Origin of the sequence: Cryptosporangium sp. NPDC051539 (assembly GCF_044454545.1) — a bacterium.
Taxonomy (GTDB): Bacteria; Actinomycetota; Actinomycetes; order Mycobacteriales; family Cryptosporangiaceae; genus Cryptosporangium.
This window is the reverse complement of sequence record NZ_JBITDV010000012.1, coordinates 233557-259399: the sequence shown is the minus strand read 5'-3', so window position 1 is coordinate 259399 and position 25843 is coordinate 233557. Positions and strand designations below refer to the sequence as shown.

The 25843-nt window shown below is 69.6% G+C and carries 22 protein-coding genes and 1 pseudogene; 5 read left to right on the top strand and 18 right to left on the bottom strand.

From position 1 onward, the window contains the following. Window positions 1–27 precede the first annotated feature (27 nt). From ACIBZJ_RS33265 to ACIBZJ_RS33240, 6 genes are all read right to left on the bottom strand, one after another. Window positions 28–669 (bottom strand): flavin reductase family protein, encoded by a 642-nt coding sequence (locus ACIBZJ_RS33265; RefSeq protein ID WP_395936759.1) that lies wholly within the window; start codon window positions 667–669, stop codon window positions 28–30. Further along, complete coding sequence (locus ACIBZJ_RS33260; RefSeq protein WP_395936757.1) at window positions 660–2126, bottom strand: amidohydrolase family protein; 1467 nt, start codon at window positions 2124–2126, stop codon at window positions 660–662. Before ACIBZJ_RS33260 ends, ACIBZJ_RS33265 begins: the two co-directional genes overlap by 10 nt. Next, window positions 2123–3148 (bottom strand): alcohol dehydrogenase catalytic domain-containing protein, encoded by a 1026-nt coding sequence (locus ACIBZJ_RS33255; protein ID WP_395936983.1) that lies wholly within the window; start codon window positions 3146–3148, stop codon window positions 2123–2125. Before ACIBZJ_RS33255 ends, ACIBZJ_RS33260 begins: the two co-directional genes overlap by 4 nt. Before the next feature lie 343 nt (window positions 3149–3491). Continuing rightward, window positions 3492–4595, bottom strand: a complete 1104-nt coding sequence (locus ACIBZJ_RS33250) for a BMP family ABC transporter substrate-binding protein (protein ID WP_395936755.1) — start codon at window positions 4593–4595, stop codon at window positions 3492–3494. Window positions 4596–4684: 89 nt separating this feature from the next. Further along, the gene (locus ACIBZJ_RS33245; RefSeq protein WP_395936753.1) at window positions 4685–5995 is read right to left on the bottom strand and encodes a PucR family transcriptional regulator; all 1311 of its coding nucleotides are present in this window, start codon (window positions 5993–5995) and stop codon (window positions 4685–4687) included. A 93-nt stretch (window positions 5996–6088) separates the two neighbouring features. After that, window positions 6089–7195, bottom strand: coding sequence for an acetamidase/formamidase family protein (locus tag ACIBZJ_RS33240; protein WP_395936751.1), 1107 nt, complete (start codon window positions 7193–7195; stop codon window positions 6089–6091). A 691-nt stretch (window positions 7196–7886) separates the two neighbouring features. Between ACIBZJ_RS33240 and ACIBZJ_RS33235 the strand changes: the two genes are divergently transcribed. Continuing rightward, window positions 7887–8768 (top strand): helix-turn-helix domain-containing protein, encoded by an 882-nt coding sequence (locus ACIBZJ_RS33235; protein ID WP_395936749.1) that lies wholly within the window; start codon window positions 7887–7889, stop codon window positions 8766–8768. Window positions 8769–8867: 99 nt separating this feature from the next. Here ACIBZJ_RS33235 and ACIBZJ_RS33230 read toward each other — a convergent pair whose 3' ends face one another. The 6 genes from ACIBZJ_RS33230 to ACIBZJ_RS33205 all read right to left on the bottom strand — a co-directional run bounded on the left by ACIBZJ_RS33230 (window position 8868) and on the right by ACIBZJ_RS33205 (window position 16015). Further along, a complete protein-coding gene (locus ACIBZJ_RS33230) occupies window positions 8868–9119 on the bottom strand; it encodes a DUF397 domain-containing protein (protein ID WP_395936747.1) in 252 nt (83 codons plus the stop codon). 854 nt (window positions 9120–9973) lie between these two features. Beyond that, window positions 9974–10573 (bottom strand): GTP-binding protein, encoded by a 600-nt coding sequence (locus ACIBZJ_RS33225; RefSeq protein WP_395936745.1) that lies wholly within the window; start codon window positions 10571–10573, stop codon window positions 9974–9976. Then, window positions 10566–11015 (bottom strand): DUF742 domain-containing protein, encoded by a 450-nt coding sequence (locus ACIBZJ_RS33220; protein WP_395936743.1) that lies wholly within the window; start codon window positions 11013–11015, stop codon window positions 10566–10568. Before ACIBZJ_RS33220 ends, ACIBZJ_RS33225 begins: the two co-directional genes overlap by 8 nt. Further along, complete coding sequence (locus ACIBZJ_RS33215) at window positions 11012–11473, bottom strand: roadblock/LC7 domain-containing protein (RefSeq protein WP_142703949.1); 462 nt, start codon at window positions 11471–11473, stop codon at window positions 11012–11014. The genes ACIBZJ_RS33220 and ACIBZJ_RS33215 overlap by 4 nt, the downstream gene beginning before the upstream one ends. After that, on the bottom strand, window positions 11470–14916 hold the full coding sequence (locus tag ACIBZJ_RS33210; protein WP_395936741.1) for a nitrate- and nitrite sensing domain-containing protein: 3447 nt from the start codon (window positions 14914–14916) through the stop codon (window positions 11470–11472). Before ACIBZJ_RS33210 ends, ACIBZJ_RS33215 begins: the two co-directional genes overlap by 4 nt. Further along, window positions 14903–16015, bottom strand: coding sequence for a hypothetical protein (locus tag ACIBZJ_RS33205; RefSeq protein ID WP_395936739.1), 1113 nt, complete (start codon window positions 16013–16015; stop codon window positions 14903–14905). Before ACIBZJ_RS33205 ends, ACIBZJ_RS33210 begins: the two co-directional genes overlap by 14 nt. Before the next feature lie 713 nt (window positions 16016–16728). Here ACIBZJ_RS33205 and ACIBZJ_RS33200 point away from each other — a divergent pair. Next, a complete protein-coding gene (locus ACIBZJ_RS33200) occupies window positions 16729–17127 on the top strand; it encodes a hypothetical protein (RefSeq protein ID WP_395936737.1) in 399 nt (132 codons plus the stop codon). A gap of 67 nt (window positions 17128–17194) precedes the next feature. Here the strand turns inward: ACIBZJ_RS33200 and ACIBZJ_RS33195 are convergent, their stop codons facing one another. Both ACIBZJ_RS33195 and ACIBZJ_RS33190 read right to left on the bottom strand, forming a co-directional pair. Next, window positions 17195–18601, bottom strand: a complete 1407-nt coding sequence (locus tag ACIBZJ_RS33195) for a DUF2252 domain-containing protein (RefSeq protein ID WP_395936735.1) — start codon at window positions 18599–18601, stop codon at window positions 17195–17197. Window positions 18602–18747: 146 nt separating this feature from the next. Next, on the bottom strand, window positions 18748–20901 hold the full coding sequence (locus ACIBZJ_RS33190; protein ID WP_395936733.1) for a putative bifunctional diguanylate cyclase/phosphodiesterase: 2154 nt from the start codon (window positions 20899–20901) through the stop codon (window positions 18748–18750). A gap of 158 nt (window positions 20902–21059) precedes the next feature. On the opposite strand from ACIBZJ_RS33190, the gene ACIBZJ_RS33185 reads away from it, so the two are divergent. Further along, window positions 21060–22292 (top strand): ATP-binding protein, encoded by a 1233-nt coding sequence (locus ACIBZJ_RS33185; RefSeq protein WP_395936731.1) that lies wholly within the window; start codon window positions 21060–21062, stop codon window positions 22290–22292. 32 nt (window positions 22293–22324) lie between these two features. On the opposite strand, the pseudogene ACIBZJ_RS33180 reads toward ACIBZJ_RS33185, so the two are convergent. The 4 genes and pseudogenes from ACIBZJ_RS33180 to ACIBZJ_RS33165 form a co-directional block, all read right to left on the bottom strand. Next, window positions 22325–22765, bottom strand: a pseudogene (locus tag ACIBZJ_RS33180) (dCMP deaminase); the annotation flags it as partial. Then, a complete protein-coding gene (locus ACIBZJ_RS33175) occupies window positions 22755–23309 on the bottom strand; it encodes a RibD family protein (protein ID WP_395936981.1) in 555 nt (184 codons plus the stop codon). The gene ACIBZJ_RS33175 and the pseudogene ACIBZJ_RS33180, both read right to left, overlap by 11 nt. A gap of 32 nt (window positions 23310–23341) precedes the next feature. Beyond that, window positions 23342–24085 (bottom strand): enoyl-CoA hydratase/isomerase family protein, encoded by a 744-nt coding sequence (locus ACIBZJ_RS33170; RefSeq protein ID WP_395936729.1) that lies wholly within the window; start codon window positions 24083–24085, stop codon window positions 23342–23344. Further along, window positions 24085–24528, bottom strand: a complete 444-nt coding sequence (locus ACIBZJ_RS33165; RefSeq protein WP_395936727.1) for a MarR family winged helix-turn-helix transcriptional regulator — start codon at window positions 24526–24528, stop codon at window positions 24085–24087. The genes ACIBZJ_RS33170 and ACIBZJ_RS33165 overlap by 1 nt, the downstream gene beginning before the upstream one ends. Before the next feature lie 75 nt (window positions 24529–24603). Here ACIBZJ_RS33165 and ACIBZJ_RS33160 point away from each other — a divergent pair, with 75 nt between their 5' ends. Together ACIBZJ_RS33160 and ACIBZJ_RS33155 are read left to right on the top strand one after the other, a co-directional pair. Beyond that, a complete protein-coding gene (locus ACIBZJ_RS33160; RefSeq protein WP_395936725.1) occupies window positions 24604–25395 on the top strand; it encodes an SDR family NAD(P)-dependent oxidoreductase in 792 nt (263 codons plus the stop codon). A 252-nt stretch (window positions 25396–25647) separates the two neighbouring features. Beyond that, on the top strand, window positions 25648–25794 hold the full coding sequence (locus tag ACIBZJ_RS33155; RefSeq protein WP_395936723.1) for a hypothetical protein: 147 nt from the start codon (window positions 25648–25650) through the stop codon (window positions 25792–25794). Window positions 25795–25843 lie beyond the last annotated feature (49 nt).

Genomic DNA, 25843 nt, shown 5'->3' with positions numbered 1-25843 from the left:
GGGGGTTCGCCGGACGGCGATGACGGGTCAAGCGGAGTAAGCGATGCGTTCCTGTTCGAAGAGAGCCTCGCCGGCGGCTGCGACGAACCAGGGAAAGCCCATCCGGCCGACCGGGGAGACCTTAGTGGGGTCGATCCGATTAGGACCGGCCAGGATGGCCTCGTCGGCGACGATGCACACGACCTCGGCGAGGACGATATGGACGCCCGAGAAGCACGACGTGGGATCGCCACGGTCGATTACTTCCTGGACGCGGCATTCCATGTGTGCGGGGCTGGCGGCAAGTGACGGCGGGGCGACTACCTGCGACGGAATCGTCTCCCAGCCGACGTGCTCAGCCTCGTTGAACCCGGCCGGAAACTCTTTGGCCGCGGTCTCGATGTGGTCGGCCAGCGCGACGCTCGTGATGTTGATGACGAACTCGCCGGAGTGCTGGAGGTTGACCCAGGTGTCCTTCGGCTCCGGGGTCGCCTCGCGGACGGTCCCGATCGTCACCGCGATCGTCGGCGGCTCGCCGCAGACCGGCATGAAATAGCTGAACGGCGCCACGTTCAGGTTGCCGTCCGGGTCGGTCGTCGAAATCATCGCGATCGGCCGCGGGACGACCAGCTGCGAGATCAGCCCCTGCTTCTGCGCGGGCGTGCGGCCGGCCAGGTCGATTACGGGCATGCGTCCACTCCTGTTCTCCCGGCGGCGCGGTCAGTGGTTTCGGCGAGTTCCTCGGGCGCGGCCGGCGGTGCCGAGGATGCCTCGAGCTCGGCCGCGGTGACCCGCGGCCAGCGTCGGAACGGGGTGATGCCGGTGCGGCGGAGCAGGTGGTGGGAGTTCTCCGCCGCGCACTGGCGCAGGTCGTCGTAGTCGACGTTCTGCAGTTCCTGGTCGCGGACGACGATCTCGCCGTCCACCACGACGTCGCGCACGGTGTGGCTGGGCGCGCCCCACACCAGCTGCAGCGCTTCGTCGCCGCGGGGCGTCCAGACCGGGTCGGTGGTGTCGAAAACGACCAGGTCGGCCGCCTTGCCGACCTCGATCGAGCCGATCTCGTCGCCGAGGCCGATCGCCGCGGCCCCGTCGATCGTGGCCAGCGCGAGCGCCTCGTGGGCGTGTACCGGCCGGTCGTCGCCGCGGTCGAGCGAGAGACCGCTGAAGAGCATGGCCGCGCGCAGGATGTCCGGGACGTCGTTCGCGTTGTGCGAGTCGCAGCCGAGCGCGATCCGGGCGCCGCGACGGATCAGCTCGACGTGCCGGTTGGCCCGGGTGAACCCCTGGCCCAGCCGGAGGTACGCGCCCGGGCTGGAGGCGACCGCGGTGTCGGTCTCGACGACCGCGTCCACCTCGTCGTCGTCCAGCCACACCGCGTGGCCGAGCAGCAGACGCGGCCCGAGGACGCCGATCTTGTGCATGTGCACGACCGGGCGGTGACCGGCTCGCTTCGCGTAGCCCTCGATGTCGTTCTGGCCGGGCGAGATGTGCCAGGTCATCCGGGTATCGAGACGTTCGGCGAGCTCGACGGCACCCTGCATCAGCGCGTCTGAGACGAGGTCGTGGCCGAGCAGCGTGATCCAGGCGGCGACGCGTCCGGTCGTGCCGATCTCGGTGGCGATCTCCTCCTGGCGGGCCAGTACCTCGTCGGCCGGCGCGGCGAACGGGAGCCCCTCGGCGTCCCAGCCCCAGCCGTTGAGGCGGGCCCGGACGCCGACCTTCCGGAGACCGGCCGCCACCCGCAGCGGGTAGGCCACGGTGCCCGGCTCGATGATCGTGGTGACGCCCCGGCGGAGCGACTCGGCGCCGGTCAGCATCGCCGAGATCTCGTCGTCTCCGCCGGTGTGCGCGTTGTGCAGGGGCACAGCCCAGTCGAAGATCGCCCTCTGGGCGTCGATGTCGTCCGGGATGCCGCTGCGGGTGAGCGGGTCGGCGGTGGTGTGCTGGTGGGCGTTGATCAGGCCCGGCGTGACGACGCAGCCGGTCGCGTCCAGCTCGGTCGCGCCCGGGTAGCGGCTGCGCAGTGCGTCCGCGGTGCCGAGCGCGGCGATCCGGCCGTCGACGACCGCGATCGTCGTCCCGGTGAGGATCTCGCGGCTGGGCGCCATCGTGACGACGTCGCCGCCCACGACCAGCAGCGTCATGGCGTCACCAGTACCTTTCCGATCGTGGTCCGGTCCGTGAGCCGGTCGAACGCGGCCGGCAACTCCGCCAGCGGCAGCTGCGCGGCGATCGGAGCGGTCAGTTTCCCGGACCAGAACGCGGTCAGCGCCCGCCGGAAATCGTCCGGCGTGTAGGCGCCGGAGCCGAGAAGGGCCAGTTCGCGGTGGTACGCACCGGGCAGACCGAAGGTGACCTGATCCCCGCTGGTCTGTCCCATGAACACTAGACGTCCGCGGATACCCAAAGTGCTCATCGACACCGGCCAAGTGGCCGGGCCGACATGGTCGAGGACGATCTCCGCACCCCGGCCACCGGTGAGTTCCTGCACGTAGGAGACCGGATCGGCGCCCAGCGGGACGCAATGCTCCACACCGAGCGCGCGCACGGCGTCGATCTTGGCCTCACTGCTGGTAACCGCGATGACCCGTGCCCCGGCGTCCATCGCCAGCTGGATCGCGGCCAGGCTGACCGCGCTGGCGGCGGCCTGGACGAGGATCGTCTCGCCGGCCACGAGCCCGCCCACTCCGAAAAGCGCGTGGTAGGCGGTGCTCCAGGAGCTCGGCAGGGCGGCGGCGGTGGTCAGCGCGACCTCGTCGGGTACCGGGTGGCACTGGGCCGCGTGCACCGCGACGTACTGCGCGAAGCCGCCGGGCCGGTTGCCCCCGAGCACCTGGACGCTGGGGCAGTACCCGAAGTCGCCGGCCGCGCAGAAGACGCAGTGCTCGTCGCCGCAGCCGTAGGTGGGGTCGACGACCACCCGCGCGCCCGGCGTCAGGCCGGTGACGCGCTCACCGGCCTCGACGACCGTGCCGGCCACGTCCATGCCCGCCACGTGCGGTAGCGAGAAGCCGGGCAGCAGCGCCGGGCCGGCCAGCTGGAGGAGATCCATACGGTTCACCGCACAGGCCGCGACCTCGATCAGCACCTCGTCCGGGCCGATCGTCGGGACCGGGACGTCCTGCGCGCTCACGGCTTCGGGACCACCGAAAGCGGTCTGCATCATCACCCGCATAGCGTCCCTCCCGTCATGGCGCTCTCGCTCGGCGTCATCTCACATTGCGAGGCAGCGATTCACATTGCATAACAGCAATGCCGGAACGATGCCTTCCGGATGGAAGTCCTGTCAACGAGTCAACGCCAACTCGGGGCTTGGTAACCCAGACTTTTCGACAGCAGGGCGATGAGCACGAGAAAACGGGCTCAACGATGTGCTCAGAGCGTCTTGCGCGAGCCCTGCGGCCGGGTAACCATCCAGCCCGCGGCCGCAGCTCTGGTCTTCCCAACACGAGGGTCCCGCCGGCCGGGCCGGCGGGACCCCAGTGAGACCTCTGGAGCGGGAGCTCCGGTCAGCTCTGGTCCTCGTCGAGGTGGCCGTTCTTGTTCACCTCGGCGGTCGCGAGGACCTTGCCGGAACCGATGTCGGCGATGAACTGGGCCATCGCCGAGTTCTGGGCCTCGGTGCCGTTGCAGATACGCACGGTCGGAACCGTGTCCTGGCCCAGGTGCCAGTTGCGGTTGACGCCCATCTCGAGCTTGCCGTCGGAGAAGTCCTGGAGCGCGGCGGCGAAGTACTCGCCCGGGTCGAAGATGACCGAGATCTGGAACCGCGGGTCGGTCGAGTCACACCGGTTGGTGCCGGGCGTCAACACGATCAGGTCGTGCTTGTTGGCGACCCGGGCCGCCGCGTCGGTCGCGCCACCCAGGTAGGGGTACATCGCCTGGACGCCGTCGTCGGCGATCTGTTCCTGGGCGGCTTTCGCCGCCAGCTTCGGGTCGTCGAAGCTACCGGTGTAGGAGGTCGTCATCTTGACGTCCGGAACCAGCCGTCGAATACCGGCGACGAAGCCCTGGGCGGCCCGGATCGAGAAGTCGAGCTTGGGGCCGGTGACGTACCCGACCTTGGTGTAGTTGCGGCTCTGCATCAGCAGACCGGTGGCGTACCCGGCGGCCAGCAGCGTCTCGTCGATGTAGTCGGTCGAGATCGTGATCTTCGGCGTCTGGGTGACGTTCTGGTTCGACGGGACGTACCAGGCGGTCTTCCCGCAGGCCGGCTGATTGGAGGCCGGGATCGCCGAGACGATCTCGGCGGCGCCCAGCGCCACCATGTCGACCTTCTGGGCACACAGGGCCAGCGCCGCCTTGTAGGCGTCCTTGGCCTTCACGTTGCCGACCTTGATCAGCCGCCAGCCTTTGCGCTGGGTGAACGCTTCGGCCTTGGCGACGAAGCTCTCGTAGTAGCCGTTGTCGTTCAGGTCACCGGGGCTGAGAACGCCGATGATGACCTTGCCGTCGCCGTTGATGTCCGGGCCGGCGGCAGTCCCCTTGCTGGGTGCCGCACCGACGCTGGCGTAGCTGCTGTCGTCGAGGTTGGAGCTGGAGCACGAGGCGGCGACAAGTAAGAGGCAGGTAGCGGCCACCGCCACTCGGGAGATTCGAGTAGTCAGTCGCATGGGGGTGGGGGTCCTTCCCGGGGGGTAAGCACACGCCTTTATTCAGAGCACACTAGCCACACGTAGAAATCTGGCATACAGGACCGGGTTCAGGGCGTCTTCCGCGAAGAGACGCGGTCGGGAAGCCACCCGCCGGCGACGGGATCGTGTTCGTCCAGTGCGAGCAGCAGCTCCTGGGCGGTCAGTGCGGCCTGGAGCAGCACGATCGCCTCCGGATCGAGCGGATCGACGCCGAGCAGAGCCTTGATCTGACCGACCCGGTAGCCGACGGAATTGCGGTGCAGGTGCAGTGCGTCGGCGACCGCCGTCCGGCTACCACTGGACGCGAGCCACGCACGCAGCGTCCGGACGAGATCTTCACGCGGCAGCAGCGGCCCGATGTGGCGCTCGACGAACTCCCGGAGCCGTTCCGGCGGCACCGCGACCAGAAGCTGCGCCAGACCGAGCGACGCGTACGGCAGCACGGTCTGCTCCCCACGGCGCAGCAGGAGGGCGATCAGCACCTCGGCTTCCCGGAAGGACTGGGCGGTGCGGCCCGCCCCGGTGACGACCGGGCCGGACGCGGCGCGCACCACGCCGTCGCCCACCACGGCCTGCGCACGGTCACGCAGCCGCTCGAGTTCGTTGCCGTCACCGCCGGGCACTACGGCCCAGGCCCGGCGCCCCTGGTGCAGCGCGGTCACTCCGGCGCGCGGCAGCGCGGTGGACCAGGCCCGCAGGTGCGGGCCGTCGTAGTCGAACACCGCACCCGCGTGCGGGGCGTCCAGACGCATGCCGAAGCGGGCGGCGGCGCGGGTCAGCTCTTCCGGCGCCCGCAGCGTGCCGCAGCGCAGTTCGTCGACGAGTTCGGCGCCGGCCTCGGTACCGGCCTCGGCGGCGGCGTCCCGGCGGACCGCCTCGATCGCGAGCGCGGTCGTCGACGCCAGGAGGTAAGGAACGACCGCCGGCGGAACCGGCTCCGCGAGCAGCACGATGCCGAACCGCCGGCGATCGGCGCGGACCGACGCGGCGCGGGCCGGGCGCCCGTCCGACATCGTCAGCGGCACCGGACGCTCGGCCCCGAACACCTGAGCGACGTCGGACGCCCGGACGGACGGCGAATCACCGGACGGGGCCACCGAGCTGGCCAGTAGCTCTCCGTGAACGTCGAACAGCCAGGCGGCGTGGCCGGTGTGCGCGGCCAGCCGGCGCAGGATCAACGGCCAGCCCTCGCCGCTGAGCGTGAGCCGGGTGAGCTCGCGCTCGAACTCCTCCGGGGTGGCCGCGGGCGAGACCGGGCCGAACGGGGCCGGCCGCAGTGCGGCCGGGCGGGTGTTGGGGGGATTCCCGGTCATCGGAGCCTGGGCCGCTCGTGCCCTGGTGCCTCCGTGCGGGTCGCCACGGACCCGGCCGCCCTCCATGGCGGGAACCCTACCTCCCGGTCACGATGGGTCCCGTACACCGGGCCAGCGGCCCGGGAGTCTCGCCGACGGTAGCCGGGCGAACACATCCGCTCAGGCGCCGAAGTCCGCTTTACGGATCAGACAGTGAACTCCCTTCACCGCATCGACGACCTGGCTGACCTCGAAATCGCCTGCGGCGCTCAGGTAGGCCAGCGCGGTCGCCCTCGGCATGCCCTGGGTGAGCTCGAGGAACGAGACGGCACGGCGCACGGCCTTCTTCATCGCCTCGTCGAGGTCCGGGTCCATGCCGACCGGGATCCAGTGGGTAGCCGTCTCGACGAACGGCGCGTTCACCAGCCCGACGGCGGCCCGCGCGGCCGCGTCCTTCAGGACCGTGAGCCGCAGCGTGGCGCGCAGCGGCGCCTCCAGCGCGGTGAGTGCCACCTCGCCGTCGCCCTGGGCGTAGTGCGGGTCGCCCGCGTAGAACAGTGCCCCGGCGGTCTGGACCGGGAGGTAGAGCGACGAACCGGCCTGGAGCTCGTTGACGTCCATGTTGCCGCCGTGGTCGCCCGGTGGGACCGAGGGAACCGGTTCGTCGGTGTCGCGAGCCACGCCCATCAGCCCGAGGAACGGCTTCAGCGGGAAGCGGACGCGCCGGCCCTCGCCGAAGCGCAGGTTGCCGTAGAGCACGCCGCCGTTCTCGGTGACGTCGGTGAAGTGGATGTTGCTGCCGTAGCTGTCCGGGTCGAGGACGCTGGCCCCCTTGCGGCGGAGGGTCCCCTCCGGGAACTCGCCCGGGAGCGCCCCGTAACCGTGCCGGTTGCTGATGAAGCCGTACGGCGCCCGGATCGCGAGGTCGAGGACGTCGATCCGGAGTAAGTCGCCCGGCTCGGCCCCGGCGACCGCGATCGGGCCGGTCACCACGTGCGGACCGTCGTCGTAGTCGTGAACGAGGTCGGACGCGGCGAACGCGCGCGAGTCCTCTAGTACCTCATCGGCCTTCACGCCGTACCCAGCGAGGTAGGCGAGCGGATCGCGGCCCTGGTCCTCCAGGATGCCCTCGTGGCTGAGCGTGTCGAGGGTGACGACCGCACCGTCCTCGACACTCAGCACCGGAGAGCTCGCGCGATTGGGCAGGAAGCCCCAGAGAGCGGTCTCCGGCGTCGTTTCAAGGTAGTGATCGCCGTAAATGCGACCTTGGCGCGGCTGCAGAGTCACGCTCGGCTCCGTTTCTGCGGGTGAGAGGCTTGCAAAGTCGTTTACGACAGTGCGCGAGCCGTGTTTCCGCCTGAAGTCGGAGCTACGAAGGTCAAGTAACACGATCCAGGATGTGATATCCCATCTCGCATTCCGATGACCTGGATTTGGGGTCGTTACCGTCCATATGGGATCGAGTGACACCCGGACCCACAGTATGGCGAAAGTCGCACCCCGTCGTTGCTCGAGCGCTTTTTGCTGGTCAACACGTTCGAACGTGGCCCAGCATCCTCGCGGGGGCAGTACGCCCGACTCGTCCACTGGAACGAGTTGCGCGTTCTCCACTACGATCCGTGCGCTGCATATGACCGGACAAGAGAGGGAGGCGACACGTGGGCTCGACGTCCCGCCGTCCTCCCGAAAACCCCGTCGATCATTCGTGGCGGGTCGTCCGGATAGCCACCGACTTGCGCCTCGATGACTTTGCCGGTGTCGACGGCAAGGTGCATTCATTGCACGCGCAACGCGTCGGAACGTGTCATCCTTCGGAGGGTCACGCCGCGATTGCAGTTTTGTCGTGGCGAACCGTGGTGCGTCCGTCACCGGACGCAGTATTCCGTCCGTCAATAGTGAACGGGTCGGGACACGAGCACCATCGCCGGGTTGACACCGCCCGGCGTAAGCACGCTAGTCGGACTAGGGGCTGGATACGGTGATCACGGCTGAGCCTGGCGCTGGCCCCACCGTCCTGCGCATCCTGCTGGGATCCCAGCTGCGGCGGCTGCGCGAAGAACGGAACGTCACGCGCGAGGACGCCGGGTACGCGATCCGCGCCTCGGAATCGAAGATCAGCCGGATGGAGCTCGGGCGAGTCGGCTTCAAGGAGCGCGACGTCTCCGACCTTCTGACCCTGTACGGCGTCACCGACAAAGACGAGCGCGACGCACTGCTCTCGCTGGCGCAGGAGGCCAACCAGCCCGGCTGGTGGCACAAGTTCGGCGACATCCTCCCGAACTGGTTCCAGGCCTACGTCGGCCTGGAAGCGGCCGCGTCGCTCATCCGCACGTACGAGGTGCAGTTCATCCCCGGCCTCCTGCAGACCGAGGACTACGCTCGCGCGGTGATCCTGCTGGCCAACGGCAGCGCGCCGAAGGAAGAGATCGACCGCCGGGTCGCGCTGCGGATGGAGCGCCAGCGGCTGCTCACCCGCGGGAACGCCCCTCGGTTCTGGGCGATCATCGACGAGGCCGTGCTGCGCCGCCCGATCGGCGGCCGCGACATCATGCGCGGTCAGCTCGAGCACCTGGCGAAGATGGCCGAGCGGGCGAACGTCACGCTCCAGGTCATCCCGTTCGGCTTCGGCGGGCACGCCGGTGCGGGCGGTGCGTTCACGCTGCTCCGCTTCCCCGACCAGACGCTGCCCGACATCGTCTACATCGAACAGCTGACGAGCGCGCTCTACCTCGAGAAGCGCGAGGACGTCGACACCTATCTGGAGTCGATGGAGCGCCTCGCCGTCGAGGCCGACTCGCCCGATCGCAGCCGCGAGCGGTTCCTCGAGATCGGTCGCGACTTCGCCCCCCGCGCCGACTGAGACCCGCCGAGGCCGGCGAGTCGGCTCCTCGATGAGCCGACTCCGTTGGCTCGGCCACCAGCGATTTGCGGAGCGCGCCCGACCGCGCTCCGCAGTGCTCTACTGCGTCACTGCGAGCTCGACCAGATGGTCGAAGTCACCGCTACGCGCTCCGGCGAGGAGCGCAGCGATCTCATCCCGGGTGTAGATCAGGGCTGGGCCCTCGGGATGACGAGAGTTCCTCATCGCGAGCTGACCGTCGGGCAATTGCGCGAACTCGACGCAGTTGCCGTTCGGATTGCTGTGACTGCTCTTCAACCAGGCGAGCTGCCCCAGCTGTTCGGCAGGCATTCCGTTGTACGGGTGGTGCATTTGCGCCTCTCTCGGATCGCCGGCGGGACGTCAGTGGCCGCCGGACACGATCGGCGGACGACGCCCCTGTTTCCGTCGGTCGCAGCCGCCAACCAAAAATCGAGCAGATGCACGTGCAGACGCCCTTGCACATGCACGGCCCGATGCAGGAGGATAACGCACGTGCGCGACGTAGCTCGGTAGTCGAACCACCGAAAGCCTGCGTGATGGGAGGTAGACGTGTCCCCTGCTTCACAGCCAGTACGGACCGAGTCCGCTCGCGGCTGCGCACACAGAGAGGCAGCCTGGAAGGTCGAACTCTCGGCCCGGCTCTGTACCGATCGGGCGCACGCCGCCCGGCTCAGAGGCTTAGCCGCTTGGCATCAGCGTCAGGCCGACTACTTCGACCAGCTCTTCGGCGACGAGTCCGGCGTCCGGCCGGCCACGGCCTGAGCTCTGGTTACGTCCTCCACCAGCTCCGACGGGGCCGTTCTGCGGCGCCCGCCGGTTGAGGCTGGTGCGGGTTGGAGGCGCCCGGACCCTCCAACTCGTACCGCCCTCGTGGACTGTCCGCGCGTCGCCTACCCGGCACGGTGACGCGCGGACTTCCCGCAGCGCAGCCAGTGATCCGCGGATCTTCCCTTTCACCAGCGGATCCACTGTTCCCACGACGAAGGGCCCCGCCTCCCGCGGGGCCCTTCGTCGTTGGTGACATAAGTCGCAAAATCGGAATCCGTGCAACAGAATTCGCGTCACAGTGAGTGACGTAGATCACTCCAAAAGTTAACGCAGTGTAGTCGTTGGCCCGCAAACGCGTGAGCCTCCCAGCGCCGGATCGCCGCTGGGAGGCTCATGCGAGGGAACGTCGGTCAGGGTCAGGTCGCGGCGACCTGCTCGCCGATCGCCTTGTGCAGCGCGCGGTTGAGCAGGACGAGCAACGTGTCTCGCACCGACCGGCGGTCGCGCGCGTCGAACGCGACGACCGGGACCTGGTCGTCGATCGCGAGCGCCCACCGGACTGCGGCGAGGTCTTGCGCAAGCAGACCGTCGAACGCGTTGACACCGACGATGAACGGGATTCCGGTGTGCTCGAAGTAGTCGACGGCCGGGTAACAGTCGTCGAGCCGCGAGCTGTCGACGACGACCAACGCACCGAGAGCACCCCGGGCGAGGTCGTCCCACATGAAGCCGAAACGGGCCTGGCCGGGCGTACCGAACAGGTAGAGCTTCACACCGGCGTCGATCGCGACCGAACCGAAGTCCATCGCGACGGTTGTTGTGGTTTTGGTCGAATGCTGGCCAGGGATGTCGATCCCGACTGCCACCTCGGTCATCTCGGCCTCGGTGGTCAGCGGGGCGATGTCGGAGATCGCTCCGACCGTCGTCGTTTTGCCGACCCCGAAACCACCGGCGATGACGATCTTTACCGGGATCGGTGGCTTGGAGCCGGCTGCTGATGCAGTGCGGTCAGACAATGGCGCTGAGTCCACGGATCACTCGCAGGATGAGTTCGGGAGAGTTGGGAGAGCTCACGTCGTGGTTATGGACGTCGAGGTAACCCGTTGCGCGTAGGTCACCGACGAGAATCTTGACCACGCCGAGATGGAGCTTGAGTCGCGCCGAAATCTCGGCGACAGATATGGGCTGAACGCACAGGGTCACGATCGCGCGCAGCTCCGGCGAAAGCCGGGACGTCGGCACGCGCCCCCCGCGGGATCCGGCAGTGACCTGGGTCTCGAGTCCGATCTCCGGGTCGGCGGTAACCCGGCCGGAGGTCAGGACGAAGGGACGCAGCTGCGCAGATGCCTCGGATCCGACGTTGGAGGCCTTCTCGCCCTGGGAAGACGGCGAGGAAGACCGCAGATAAGGCCGGATGGAAGCCGGCTCATCCGCGTCGGATCCGCCCAGGATCCTCATGACTGAACGGCGTTCTTCAACTCGACGATCAACTGCGGCGTGAGCACGGCACCGGCACGGCTCGCGAACAGCGTCATCTCGTAGGCCACCGTGCCCAGGTTGGCCGACCGGTCGGCGATGACGCCGAGGACCGAGCCGCGGCTGATCGCCGTCGCGAGCAGGTAGCCGCCGGTGAGGTCCACGATGACCTTGTTCAGGCCACCCAGCGTGTAGGTGTCGGCCACGCCGGCCGCGAGGCTCGTCATCCCCGAGATGACCGCGGCCAGACGGTCGGCGTTCGCGTGGTCGGAGGTGGCGGACTTGGCCATCAGCAGACCGTCGGCCGAGACCGCTACCGCCTCCACGACTCCGGCCGTGCCGGTGCAGAACGAGTCCAGCAGCCAGTTGAATGTCTGCGCCTCGGCACTGAGGCCTGCCGTCGCCAGGTCGCCGCCGTTGGGTCGGTAGGAGCTGTTCATCGTGGTGATCCTTCGTGCTGATGGTCGTCGACGACGACCCTGTTGAGAGCGCGGGACACGCCTGCTTCGATCTGCTCGATCAGCGCCCGGGCGGCATCCGGATCTGCCACCGGCGTTGCTGCGGCCGAAACGCTTCCCCGGCCATTGGTGAAGCTCTTCAAGGTCGCCCCGGGGACGCGTCGCACCAGTCCTCCGGGAGTTCGCTGGCCTTGCTGAGGCGCCGACAGCCCGCCTGCGGACCCCGGAGACGAGACCGGGGACGCCTGACGCTGAACCGGTGCCGGACGCTGGGCCGGCGCCGGACGGGACGGCAGCGGGGACTGCTGCCGGGACGCCGCGGCGGGAGCCGGCTGGCTCCAGCTCGGCTGACCCGACGGCTGGCCCAGCGGAGGCGCACCCACGGGAGGCTGACCCAACGGAGGCTGACCCATGGAGGGCCGGCCCATCGCGGGCTGACCCATCGCGGGCTGACCCGGTGAGGACTGGCCGGAGTGCGGGCGGCCAGGAGGCAGGCCGCCGTTGGACTGGTACCCACCGTTCGACGGGTACCCGCCGTTGGAGGACGGCCCGCCGTTCGGCGGCTGGAGCGTCGGGACCGGACCGGTGTCGGAGGTCCGCTGCGCGTTGCGCACACCGGCCTCGAACTCCTCGATCAGCGCCCGTGCGGCCGCCGGGTCACCGGCGTCGCCCAGAGCAACCGGCTCCGGACGTTTGTCCTTCGCCGAGACGCCCGCGGGCAACTGCGCACCCGGCACTCGCCGCTGGAGCTTCGGCAGCCCATCGCTACCGATCCCCGAGCTCACCACCGGACGCGACGGCATGGCCGGCGCGGGGGGCACCGATGCCGGCACGAGCGGTGGCAGCGCGGGCTCGGCCCGCCGTGGCTGCATCGGCGCCTGGACCGGCATCGACGGAGCCGACGTGTGCATCGGCGCGCCCGCCGGCGGCAGCGAACGGAACGCGGACGGTGCGGCGACCTGGTCCTGCGGCGCGTGGCCACCAACCGGTGCGTCCCACCACGAGACGTCCGCGGGCTGAGCCTGCGACGGCATCGACGGAGCCGACTCGCTGCGGTAGAGCGCGGTGCCGCCCGCCGCCACGGGCTCGGCCTCGAACGGCTCGCGCTGGCCCGGCACCTCGGCCATCCCGGACGCGGCGAACGCGTCCCAAGGACCGGCCGAGATCGCCCTCGACGCCCGCTCGAGAGCGATGCTGTCGAATGCGGCGGCGGACGACGCCACCACCGGCAGGTTCTGGGACGGTACCGGCTCACGCATCGGGTCGCCGTAGTGCGAGGGCTCGGGCGCACCGTAGTGACCCGGGTCCGGGGCACCGTAGTGCGCGGGCTCCGGAGCGCCGTACGGAGAAGGCGCACCGTACGGAGAAGGATCTCCGTACGGGGACGGAGCACCGTACGGAGAGGGATCGCCGTACGGGGAGGGATCGCCGTACGGAGAAGGAGCACCGTACGGCGACGGGGCACCAGCCGGCATCGCGGTGTTCGGGACCCGGAGCACCTCGGGCTGCTGGCCCGCGGCCGGCGGAAGCGCCGGGCGCGGCTCTTCGACGGCCGCGATGCCCTGGTACACGGACGGAACCAGGTGCGGCTCGTTGAGTGCCAGCACGGCGGTGACGCCACCACCCTGCGTCGGCACCAGCGCGACGCCCATGCCGTGCCGCCGGGCCAGACGGCCGGTCACGAACAGACCGAGCACCTCAGTAGGCGCGAGGTCGAGGCGCTCACGACGGGCGAGCCGGGCGTTCTCTTCCGCCAGTCGCTCGGCCGACATGCCGATGCCGTTGTCGATGATGAGCACCTGGGCACCGGCCCGGGTCGGCTCGGCGGTGACCGTGACCCGGGTGTGCGGCGGCGAGTACGCGGCCGCGTTCTCCATCAGCTCGGCGAAGATCAGCGTGAGGTCGGAGACGACCGCGGGCTGGACGACGATGTCGTCCGGGATTTCGATGTCGACCCGGGTGTAGTCCTCGATCTCACCGAGGGCCAGCCGGACGATGTCACCGAGCGGCATCGGCGAGCCGCCGCCCTGGTCGGTCGCCATCGAACCGGAGAGAACGACCAGCGATCCCGCGTTCCGGTTGAGGCGGCTGGAGAGGTGGTCGAGCTGGTACAGGTTGCCCAGCCGCTCGGCGTTGGTCTCTTGCCGCTCCAACCGGTCGATCATCGTCAGCTGACGACCGATCAGGTTCTGCGTACGGCGACCGATGTGACCGAACATCGTCGCAACGTTGCGGCGGCTGGTGATCTGACGTTCGACCAGCCGGGACGCGGTGTTCTGCACCTGCTCGAACGCTCGGGCCAGCTCACCGATCTCGTCCTTACCGGTCGTGTTGACCGTGTCCAGACGGACGGGCTCGAAGACTTCGGACTCGTCGTCAGCGACCCGGGTGAGCTCGTTCTCGACGGCGGTGGCGATGAGGTTCGCGGACGAGGCCAGTGCGACCAGTGGCTGCGAAACCCGGCGCCCGACCAGGACGGTCAGCCCGGTGACCAGGAAGACGATGAGCACCAGCGCGGCCACGATGCCACCGGCGGCCGCGATCGCGTCCCGTCGCTGGTCGCTCGCGGCCTGGGTGATGTCCGACACCAGCTTGGTCTCGATGTACCGCGTCTGACCCAGGAACGACGTGAACCGGGGGAAGTACGTCGCGAGGCTCAGGTTCCGGACGGTGGTGAGACCGGCCTTCTCGTTCAGGGCCTGGAGGTCGGGCGTCGAACGCGCGCTGTTCGCCACCTGGACCAGGCGGTAGAGCGTCGCCTGGCTCGGACTCGCGTACTGGAAGTACCGAGTGGTGTAGTCGTTCGCCGAACCGAGCCCGGTGATGTACTTGCTCAGCAGGGTGCCGTTGGGCGTCGCGATCAGCTGCGTCAGCGTCGCCAGGTTGAGCGAGTTCGCCTCTCCCAGGTGCAGAGCGGCGTCCATCGCGAGGATCTGGCGACCGACCGCGGTCGTCGAGTCGGCGATCTGGTACAGCTGCGTGCCGTCGATCAGCGCGTTGATCTGCTCGGTCAGCAGCTGCGAGAACGTGTTGACCGGAACTGCGAAGAGCAGAGACTCCTTACGCAGGTCGGGCAGCGTCTCCAGCTGCTTGACCGCGTCCCGGAGCGCCCTCGGCGAGTCTTTGCCGACGCTCTTCTTGACTTCCGAGAGCTGGTCGTCGACCACGGCCTCCTGCTGGAGGACGGCCGACTTGTCGGAGAAGTTACCGAGGAATCCGATCGTCAGGAGTCGCTCGGCCTGGAGTTCCCGGACCAGAGCGGCCACCTCACCAGCGGTCTTGATCCGCTGTGAGGTGTCGTTGGCTTTCTCGGCGACGCCGACCCGGCCGATGATGACCGAGAGGGCGAGGACGGTGACCGCGAGCAGCGGGATGATCGCCAGAAGGACGAGCTTCCCGCTGATCCGGAGCCTATCGAGGAACACCGATCCGCTCCCGCCTCGCGTCGCGTCCCGCGTCCAGGTTGTTCAGGTAGGAGTCAGGGCCCATCGGTGGCTCACCCGTCGGGTAGGCGGGGTAATCCCTCGGCTCGTTCGGGCCCTGGTAGTCGTGCGGTGCGTCGACGGCCCGCGACCGCCGACGGCCGAGCAGGCCCATCAGGATGCTGGCCAGGAGGGCGAGCACCGCGATGGCGGCTACGGCGGCGCCGAGCAGGCGTCCGGCGTCCGACCCGGACTTGCGGTCGTCCACCTGGGAGCGGAGCTCGTCGAGCAGCAGCGGGTTCAGCGAGACGGCGGCGTTCTGGGCCGAGCTTCGCAGCGAAGCCACCGACGTCGGGTTCGGCTTCGTCGTGATCGCTTCCTGGCCCGGTGGCGCCACCGATTCGATACCGCGCTGGTAGGCGTCCAGGCTCTGCAGCAGGTTCGTGTCGAAGGTGCCGCTCTCCGAGGCGTCCACGGCCGAGGCCATGTCGGACGCGACGTCGGTGCCGGACTCACCAGTGATCTGCCTGCTGACCGCCATGGCGGTGAGCGACTCGTTCAGCTGGTCCTGCTGGGCCTTGAACGTCGCCACGTCGGCGGTGCGGTCGGGCTCGGGCAGGTCCTTCGAGATGAACGCCTGGTCCTGGAAGCGGCCGGCCCACACCATCGAGGCCGGAATCTCCTCCAGCCCGGCGTCCTGCAGGAACGAGATGACCCGGTCACCGTCGTGCCGCAGACCGGAGGCCTGGGCGACCTGGGCGTACAGCGCCAGGAGCAGGTCGGTCACCTCGCCGTAGGAGCGGAACGCACCCTCGGGGTCGTTCGAGCCCTGCTGGGGAAGCGTCTCGATCCGCGCCCGGAGACCGGACCAGCGGTTCGAGGTGCCGAAGTCGGACCCGTACTTCTGGTCGACGGCGGCCACGCCGTCCAGCACGTCGCCGAAGCCCCCCTTGGCGACCGCCTTGCCCTGGACGGCAGCGGACTGCGCATCGACGACCACCGGCAGCAGCTTGTTCAGCGCGTTGGCGTACTCGATGCCGTGCAGCTCCTGCCCCCGCAGGTCACTGTCGTCCGAACGAGGCCCCCACACCAGCACGAACATCGCTATTACGGCGATAACCGCAATAACCTGGAGCGCTAGGGGCGCAAACCCCTGCAATGGGGCGGACCGTAACCGGGATCCGGACCCGGGAGAAGTCATCGCTCATCCTTCAACATCGCCTGCATGGGGACCCTGCGACCGATCTGCACCGGCCGCCTCCGCACGAGCCAGAAAACCAGCGCCTTATGAAGCTAGTTCTTCGATAAACCCGATGGCAAGATGCACATCGTTAACCACAAGAATCACAGGCCGATCGGCGTAGGTGGCAAATAAATAGCGGTACCTTTTTAGCGGTTTGCCCGAATCGTGAACGGGCGGAGCTTACCCATAGGTAGGCCGAAAGAATAGATTCCGGTTTCGCTTTCGCAGCGTATTTCTGCGCTTACTCACGGCGACATCTGCACTTACCAACCGCACCGGGTTCTGCCTGTCACCTGCCGAAATCTCGCCTTAACCCAATAGCCGTAGAACGACGCGCTAACTACGTAGCAGCGCCGCACCCAAGCCTCCGGCACCTTACCGGAAATGGGTCGGTCCGAGTGCACCCCCTCCCAACTGTGTGCATCGTGCACTCCAATTTGGACCCGGGCGCGCCGCACGGGCGATACCACACCGCCAGACCATTAACACCACCTTGACGTTATTTGCCCTATTTGAGCGCTTCTGGTTGAGTTCCTACCTGCCCATCACGCGAGACCAAAAGGAGGTAGGGCATGCGAAAGAGCGTCAAGCGCGTCACGGTCGCGATCGCCGGCGCGGCGATCGCCGGGAGTGCGGTGCTGGCCGCTGCTCCGGCAGCGGAGGCCGCCACCGTCACCGGCCACACCGCGACGATCAGCGCAGGTGCGCCGAGCACAGCGATCGCCGGTCGTCACAGGAATGACGACGACGACGACTGCTGCTACGGCGGCGACCGGGGCTACTACAAGTACAAGCACCACCGGACGCGGTGGCACCACAAGCGGTACGGCGATTGGCGGGAGTACCGCCGGTTCAACTCGTACTCGGAGGCCTGGTCGTACGGGTCCCGGTACGACGACGACCGGTGGGACGACTTCAACTGCCGCCGTGAAGGAAACGTCTACGTGCTGGTAGTGCGCAGCTACTACTGATCCGCACGCCGGGTGGCTCCCCCTGTCTCGCAGGGAGAGCCACCCGGCTCGGTCAGTTCCGGCTCGGTCAGGCCCGGAGCGGTGCGCCGGCGGCCGGCGGGCGGCGGGCGGCCGTCTCGGGTTTCGGCGCGGGCATCGTGCCCTCGGCGACGGCCTCGACGAGCAGCGCGTAATCGGCCTGGGTGCGGTCGGCGTAGTCCTGCCCGAACGTGAGCATCGACCGGTCGAACCGGTCTCCGTTACCGATGTAACCGGCGATAGCGGCCGGATCACCACTGCGCGCGTGTGCCCGGGCCAGCACCCGACCACACAACCGCGCGTACTTCGCGAGCCCGGCGGCGTCGAACGTCGAGGTGTCGAACGAACCCTTCGCGTCCCAGAGTTGGCGGACGTAGTAGTCGTGTCCGGCCGTCGGGTCACGGAACCACCCGAGCAGGACGTCGGGCGCGGCCTGGGTCAGGCGCTGGCCCTCGACGACGCGCTGACCGGCGTTCCGGTACGGGCTCGGGGTCAGGTGCCACTCGAGCACCGACGGGCCGGCCTCCTTCACCTGCAGCAACAGCGGGTCGTTGGGCGACGCGGCCAGCAGCACGACCCAGCACCGCATGCCCACGCTGCCGATGCCGACGACCTTCCGGGCGAAGTCCACGAACGTGTAGCGGTCGAGCAGCACCCGGCGATCGGCGGGCAGCGTCTGCCGATACTCGCGGATGCAGCGTCGCACCAGCTCCTCGTCCATGCCTTCGTCCGAAGTGTCGGGGACGTGGGTGAGCAGCGGCGGGTCTTCCCGCAGCCGCCACCCCCCGTCGACCCGCTCGGTCAGCTTCGCCGCCGCGCTGATGTGGTCGCGGCTGCGTGCCTTCTCGACCGCCTGCAACGTCGGGACGCTCGACCGGCCGCGCTTGAGCAGCGGCACCAGATCGTCGACTTCGATCCGGTCGTACCAAACTTCGAGGGCACGCCGGGTGGCGTATTCGTTCATTGCTTCGCGGTACCCGGCGGCCGCGCTGCTGGCCGCGGTAGACGCGTCGCCGTTCTTGAAGCGATTCGCCCTGGCGGCCAGGATCACGCTGCTGACCAGCCTCTTCAGATCCCATTCGAACGGCGCTTCGAGCGTCTCGTCGAAATCGTTCAGATCGAAAACCAGACGCCGGTCGGGGGTTCCGGACATTCCGAAGTTCTGCAGGTGTGCATTACCACCCGCTTGAACGAACAGGCCGCTGTGCGGCAGAAGTGCTAAATCATGCGCCATCACGGTGGCTGCGCCACGGAAAAAGCTGAATGGAGAGGCGATCATCCGCTCATATCTGAGTGGAAGCAGTTCGCGGAGGCGCTGCTCGTCCGCCGCCGCGAGAAGCGTCAGCGGATTACGGCCGTCGTCACCGAGCTCGGCCTGCGCGGACCGGGACACCCGGGTCCGTGCGCTCCGGCCGAGCTCGTAGCCGACGGGAGTCACGATGCTCAGTCCGCCCATCGCAGCTCCCCCTCTCAGGTGAGCGAAGCCTCGGTGGCTGGAGGCTTCCCCGGTACACGGCAGGGCAGGCCCTGGACCCCATTGCCCATGCCTCTGCCGGTACCTGCAACGTTAACGGAGGTTGGCCGCGAGGGAAACGGACGGCTTCACCCCGTGACGACGGCCGGAGAACCCGGAAGATATCGGATGAAGTCGTCCGGCCCCAGGGCGGGGGCGAAGTACCAGCCCTGGCCGGTGTCGCAGCCCAGCTCGCGCAGCCGGGCCCGCTGCTCGGCGGTCTCGATGCCCTCGGCGACCACCTGCAGGTCGAGCGCGCGCCCGAGCGCGACCAGCGACTCGAGGATCTGGTCTTCGGCGGCCGACCGCTCGGCCCCGGTCAGACGCTGCACCAGGCCGCCGGAGAGCTTGAGGACGTCGATCGGCAGCTCACGGAGCAGGCTCAGGTTGCGCCAGCCCGCACCCACGTCGTCCACCGCCAGCCGGACGCCCAGCGCCGACAGCCGCTGGAGCGGTGCGGTGTTCCCGGCCGAGACCGTGCTGGCGGCGAGCTCGAGCTGCAGCCGTCGCGGGCCGAGTCCGGTGTCTTCCAGCACTCGCACCACGTCGTCGACCAGGTCCGGATCGCGGAACTGGCTCACCGACAGGTTGACGCTGACGTACTGCGTCGGCCAGCGGGCGGCCTGGCGGCAGGCCAGTTGCAGCACCCGACGGCCGATCGGGACGATGGCCCCGGTCTCCTCGGCCAACCCGACGAACCGCTTCGGCGACAGCAGCCCGAGCTCGGGGTGGCGCCAGCGCACCAGCGCCTCGGCGCCCCGCACGGTGCCGTCGGCCAGCCCGACCAGCGGCTGGAACTCCACCACGAACTCGTCCCGCTCGAGCGCGTCGGGCATCGAGGTGGACAGCGCGTAGCGGGCAATCTGCTGCTCGTTGCGGTGCGGGTCGTACACCGCCCGGCTCCCCCGGCCCTCGGCCTTGGCCCGGTACATCGTCAGCTCGGCCGCCCGGATCAGGTCGGCGGCGTCCGCGTCGGCCGCGGCGTGCTCGACGATCCCGATGCCGGCCGAGAGTGTGAGCCTGCTCTCACCGACCGTGAACGGCACGGTGAGCGCGCGGGTGATCTCGGCCGCCACCCGCTCGACGTCCGCCACCCCGGTCGTGTCGGTGAGCAGGACGCCGAACTCGTCGTCGCCCAACCGGGCGACCAGCGCGTCGCCCGCGACCGCGCCGTCGGCGACCGTCCGGAGGCGTTCCGCGAACGCCACCAGCAGCTCGTTGCCGGCCGGATGGCCGAGGCTGTCGTTGAAAACCTTGAATCCGTCGACGTCGAGGTAGCAGATCCCCACCCGTTCGATGCCGCCCCGGTCGCGGACGATCGCGGTCAGCCGCTCGACGAACGCGGCGCGATTGGCCAGGCCGGTGAGCCGGTCGTGGGCGGAGTCGTGCTGCAGCGCCAGGCGCGTCGCCCGCTGCTCGGTGACGTCCTCCACCAGCGCGGTGAGCCAGCGCGGGATCCCGGACTCGTCGGCGACCAGGCTCAGCCGGAGCGAGAGCCAGGTCTCCTCGCCGCCGGGCCGGGCCAGCCGCCGCTCGAGCTGGACGCGCGGCACCTCGCTGCTGCGCAGACGGTTGTAGGCCGCTTCCAGACCGGCCCGGTGCTCGGGGACCAGGAACTCGATCAGCTGTCGTCCGACCAGCGCGCTGACCGACAGCCCCAGCAGGTTCGCGAGCGCGTCGTTGACGTCGGTGAGGTAGCCGTCGGGCGTCGCCAGGCCGAGGCCCACCGGGGCGGCACCGACGACCGCCCGGAAGCGGGCCTCGCTGGCACGCAGGGCCCGCTGCGCGTCGGACCGGGCGGTCAGCGCCGCTTTCCGCAGTGCCTCGTGCTCGTCGCCGGCCAGGTCACGGTTCGCCGAGGCGAAGCCGGTCGCGAATTCGGCCGAGACCACGGCCAACCGCACCGGGAGGTCGGACGGCGACCGGCCCGGCTCCGCGTCCAGCACCGCGGGGAAGTCGGTGGCGATCAGCCGGATGCTCTCGCCGAGCGCGATCGGTTCGCCGAAGCCGGTGCCCACCAGGGCGGACCCCACCGTCGCGGCGGGCGACGGGTCGAACGGCTCGCTGCGCACGGCCTCGATCAGCCGGTCGGTCGCGCTCACCAGCCGGAGTTCGGTCTCCTCCGCGGTCAGCGGCGGGGTCTGGCCACGACGCAGCGCCCAGGCCCAGTTCGTGGCGAACGCCCGTCGACGGTCGTCCCCCGCGCCCTGACCTGGATCGGTGGTGACGTCGACGGCGGTCACGATCGCGCGGACTCAGCCGCGCCCAGCCGTAACTTCATGCCAGCGAGAGTAGCGAAGCGCCACGACACGTACCCACGGAGTTGCCACATCGACCCACTACTGTCACTTCCCCTTCTCGGCATTTCTCAGAAAACCGGCCGGCGGGCCGATGAGATCGCGTGACGATCAGCCCGCTGCGCACGCGGACGCGGATGCTGGCGCCGTACGCGGTCATCGGCGAGCCTCCCGAGCCCGATCTGGAGGCCATCGCGAGCATCGCGGCGCACATCTGCGGCGTGCCCAAGGCCGTGGTCAACCTGATCGACGACACGCACCAGTACCAGGTCGCGGCGCACGGGTTCACCCAGGCGGTGTGTGACCGCGAAGACTCGATGTGCGCGATCTCGATGACGTTGCCCGAGCCGGTCTACCTGCCGGACGCCCGGACCGACGAACGGTGGGCGAACAACCCGTTCGTCACCGGTGTGATCGGCGACGTCCGGTTCTACTCGTCCACCCGGCTGATCACCCCGCGCGGCGACGTCCTGGGGACCCTCTGCGTGTTCGACGAGGAAGTCCGCGAGATCACCGACGCGCAGCGGGAGCAGCTCGAACTCCTCGCCCACCAGGTCGTCGACGTCCTCGAGCTCCGGAGGCAGAGCTTCGAGCTGCACGACGCGGTCGTGCGCCTCGAGCGGACCCGCGAGGAGCTGGTCCGCTCCAACGAGCACCTGGCCGCGTTCGCCGGCCAGGTCAGCCACGACTTGAAGAACCCGCTGGCCAGCGTCGTGGGGTATCTGCACAACCTGACCGAGGTCGGCGTGGTCGCGGCCGAGCCCGAGGCGAGTTGGTGCACCCAGCGCGCGCTGGCGGCCAGCCAGCGGATGAGCGACATGATCGGCAACCTGCTCGACTACGCCAGCGTCGGCGGCTCGCTGAACTTCCAGCGTGTCGATCTGGCCGAGGTGATGGCCGACCTCACCGACGACCTGAGCGCCGCGATCGCGGCGATGGGCGGCGCGATCGAGGTCGACGGCGTGCTGCCGACCGTCCGCGCCGACCGGGTGCAGATCCGCGCGGTGCTGCAGAACCTGGTCAGCAACGCGCTGAAGTTCCGCCGGCTGCACCGGCCGCCGCAGATCAGCGTGAGCGCGGCACCGCAGAGCGACCACTGGCTGCTCCGCGTCGCCGACAACGGCATCGGGATCCCGCCGGATCGGCGCGAACAGGCGTTCGCGCTCCTCAGCCGCGTGCACGACGAGTCGGCCCGGGAGATAGCCGGCAACGGCATCGGGCTGGCGACCTGCAAGCGGATCGTCAGCAGTCACGGCGGCGAGATCGGCCTGACCGACACCCCGGGCGGCGGCACGACCGTCTGGTTCACGCTGCCGTACGACACCGTCACGCCCTGACGATCGCGGGTCACCGCGGAGTCGGTCGACGGCAGGTGGGCGTTCACTTTGCGGACGAGTGGGGCGAGCGACGGGACCTCGATCACGGTCAGGCCGGCTTCCCGGAGCTGCTCGGCGCCGTCGCAGTCGACGAAGATCGCCGGTTCCCGCCACGCGAACACCACCCGCCGCAGCCCCGAATCCAGGATCAGGCCGGTGCAGGTCAGCGGCCGCGACGCCCGCGCCGAGCACGGTTCGAGCGAGCTGTAGACGGTGGCGCCGGGATGCGCGCCGGTCAGGCCCGCGAGCGCCGCCTCTTCGGCGTGCTCGTGCGGGTCGTCACGGCGGGACCAGCCGTCCGAGAGCACGGTCCCGTCCTCGTCGACGACCAGCGCCCCGACCGAGAACGCGGTGTCCGACGGCGGGCAGCGGCGGGAGAGCTCGATCGCCTGCCGCAACCAGTGCAGATCCGCCTCGGTCGGATCACCGTCCATCCGGCGGCCCCAGCAGGTAGCGGAGCAGCACGACGTCACCCATCACCCGGGTCTCGGCCAGCCGCATCCGGTCGGGATACCGGCCGGCACCGGCGAACCGCGGTGCGGCCGGCTCACCCACGAAGAACGGCGCGATCGCGAGGTGCAGCTCGTCCACCAGACCCGAGCTGAGGAACTGCGCCTGGACGCTGCTGCCTCCCTCGACCAGCAGACGACGGCCCGCGAGCGAGTCGAGCACGTCCGGCAGCCCTCGGTGCACCACGGTCTGCGCACCCGGCCCGAACACCGCCGCACCAGGGTCGAGGTCACCGCTCCGGCTCAGCACCACCCGCAGCGGCGACGGCGTCAATCCCGCGGCCGCCCGTGCCTCCCGCCGGGCCGCCGACCGCACCAGCAGCCGCGGATCGTCCCGGCGAACCGTCTCCGCACCGACCAGGATCGCGTCGCACCCGGCCCGGACTTCGTCCACGCGGTCGAAGTCGGCCTCGTTGGACAGCAGCAGCCGTTGCGGCGAGGTGTCGTCCAGGTACCCGTCGACCGACATCGCCGCCGAGACGATCACGTAGGGCCGGTCCACTACGGCCGCCACGGGAACTTCGGCTCGCGGCGTTCGGTGAACGCGGCGACGCCCTCGGCCAGCTCGGCCCGGCCGGCCTCCTCCCACCGCGTCTGACGCTCGGTCGTCGCTGCGCTGATCAGGTCCTTCGCGGCGTACTGGGTCAGCTGCGACCGGCTCACCAGCGTCCGCGCCAGCTCGGCGACGCGGGCGTCCAGTGCCCCGACCGGCACCAGTTCGTCGATCAGCCCGACCCGCAAGGCCCGCTCGGCGCCGATGAAGTCGCCGGTGTAGAGCAGGAACTTCGCGGTCGACGGCCCGACCAGATCGACCAGCCGGGCGGTCGTGGCCGCCGGGTAGACGACGCCGATCTTCGCCGGCGTGATGCCGAACCGGGCACCCTCCTCGGCGATCCGCAGGTCACAGGCGACCGAGACCTGGCACCCACCGCCGACGCACCAGCCCCGGATCGCGGCCACGACCGGTTTCCCGAACGCCGCCAGCGCGTCCTCGGCCACCGCGGCCGGCGAGGGCACTCCCGGCACCAGCCCGGTGAGCGTCGAGATGTCGGCGCCGGCGCTGAACACGTCACCGGCGCCGGTGACCACCACCACCCGCACGCCGGGGTCGACCGCGAGCGAATCCAGCAACGGTGGGATCGCGGTCCACATGTCGGTGGTCATCGCGTTCCGCTTGGCCGGGTTGTCGAGTACGACGGTGGCCACCCCGTCGTCGACCGTGCAGCCAACCTGCCCAGAAGCCATCAGCAGACGATAGTGCCGCTCTGGCGGAGAACTCTGTGAGCCAGGTCGCGGAGCTGCTCCCGCTCCTCGAGGGTCAGCGGGCCGAACATCTCGTCCTCGGCCGCTGCGATCGCGGCCCGACCGGCGTCGAGCGCCTCCCGGCCCTTCGCGGTGAGCCCGACGACGTACCGGCGGCGATCGGCCGCGTCCTTGCGGCGCTCGGCCAGGCCGAGCCGCTCGAAGTCGTCGACCAGCGCGACCATCGTCGTCCGGTCGACGCCCGCCCGGGCGGAGAGCTGCTGCTGGGACTGCTGCTCGGCCGAGGCCATCTCGAGGATCCGGAGGTGCCTGGCGGTGAAACCGAGCGACGCCAGGACCTGGTCGCCGCGGGCCAGCGCAACCTTGCCGAGCTCGGCCAGAACGAACCCGACGCTGTCGTCGAGGGAGGTCTGTTGCGTGTGCACTCCACCACCCTACTCGCGGAATCGCTGAGCGTCCGCTACGGTGATCATCAGTGAAGCTGACGATCAGGAGAAGAAATGAACTTCCACGGAAACACCGCCCTCGTCACCGGAGCCTCCAGCGGCCTGGGCGTCGCGTTCGCCGAAGCGCTCGCCGCCCGCGGCGCGAACGTCGTCCTGGTGGCCCGTTCGACGGGCCCGATGACCGCGCTCGCCGAACGCCTCCGGGCCACCCACGGCATCCGGGCCGACGTCATCACGCAGGACCTGAGCGTTCCCGGCGCCGCGGAAGCCGTCCGGGCCGAGACCGACCGGCTCGGGCTGCGGATCGACCTGCTGGTCAACAACGCCGGGTTCGCCAGCGCCGGCCGGTTCGACCAGATGGACCCGGAGCGCGCCCAGCGGGAGATCGCGCTGGACGTGAGCACGGTGGTCGGGCTCACCCACGCCTACCTCCCCGGGATGGCCGAGCGCCGCCACGGTGGCGTGCTGAACGTCGCCTCGATCAGCGCCTTCCAGCCGACGCCGTACATGTCGGTCTACGGTGCCGCGAAGTCGTTCGTGCTCTCCTTCGGCAACGCGCTGTGGGAGGAGTACCGCGGGCTGGGCGTCCGGGTCACCACCCTGGCCCCTGGCCCGGTCGCGACGAAGTTCTTCGACGTGGTCGGCACCGACGCGGCCCAGGTCGGCACCAAGCTCCCGCCGGAGAAGGTCGTCGAGGTGGCCCTCCGCGGGCTCGAGAAGAACCGGCCGGTCGTGGTGCCGGGCCTGCAGAACGCCCTGCTGCCGTTCGTCAACCGATTCAGCCCGCGCCGGCTGGTCCTCGCGATCGCCGCCCGCTCCCTGCGCGCCGCCGCGGTGGCCGCCTGAGATAGATCACAGCAGCTCAGGGAGCACGGTTTGCGGCCGACAGGCATCCTGAGCAAGTGCCGATGTCGAACCTCCGGACGGCTGAATCCGTGTCATTCAACGGGTGCCTTCACCGGGCAGATGCTGCTGAGGCTCGGCGAAGCACCTGTTTGCGCGGTAGCCTCGTGAACAGCGCGTAACCCTTCCGGGAACGCGCGGCGGAGCAGCCACGTTGACTCGACAGCCTGTCCCGACTCGCCCGAGGATCATCGAATGGACCCAGTCGCACCCTTCGCGATCGCTGTGATGACCCTGGCCGGCGGCGCCCTCGCGCTCTCCTGGGCGGCAGACAAGGCGCGGCGCGCGGCCCGCCCGGTCCGCGTCCGGGCACAGCGCCGTCGTCCGACCGGCCGCGGCTGACGCCCCGGTTCACACCCCGAACTCCCGGCGGGGGGGGGGGGCCCCCCCG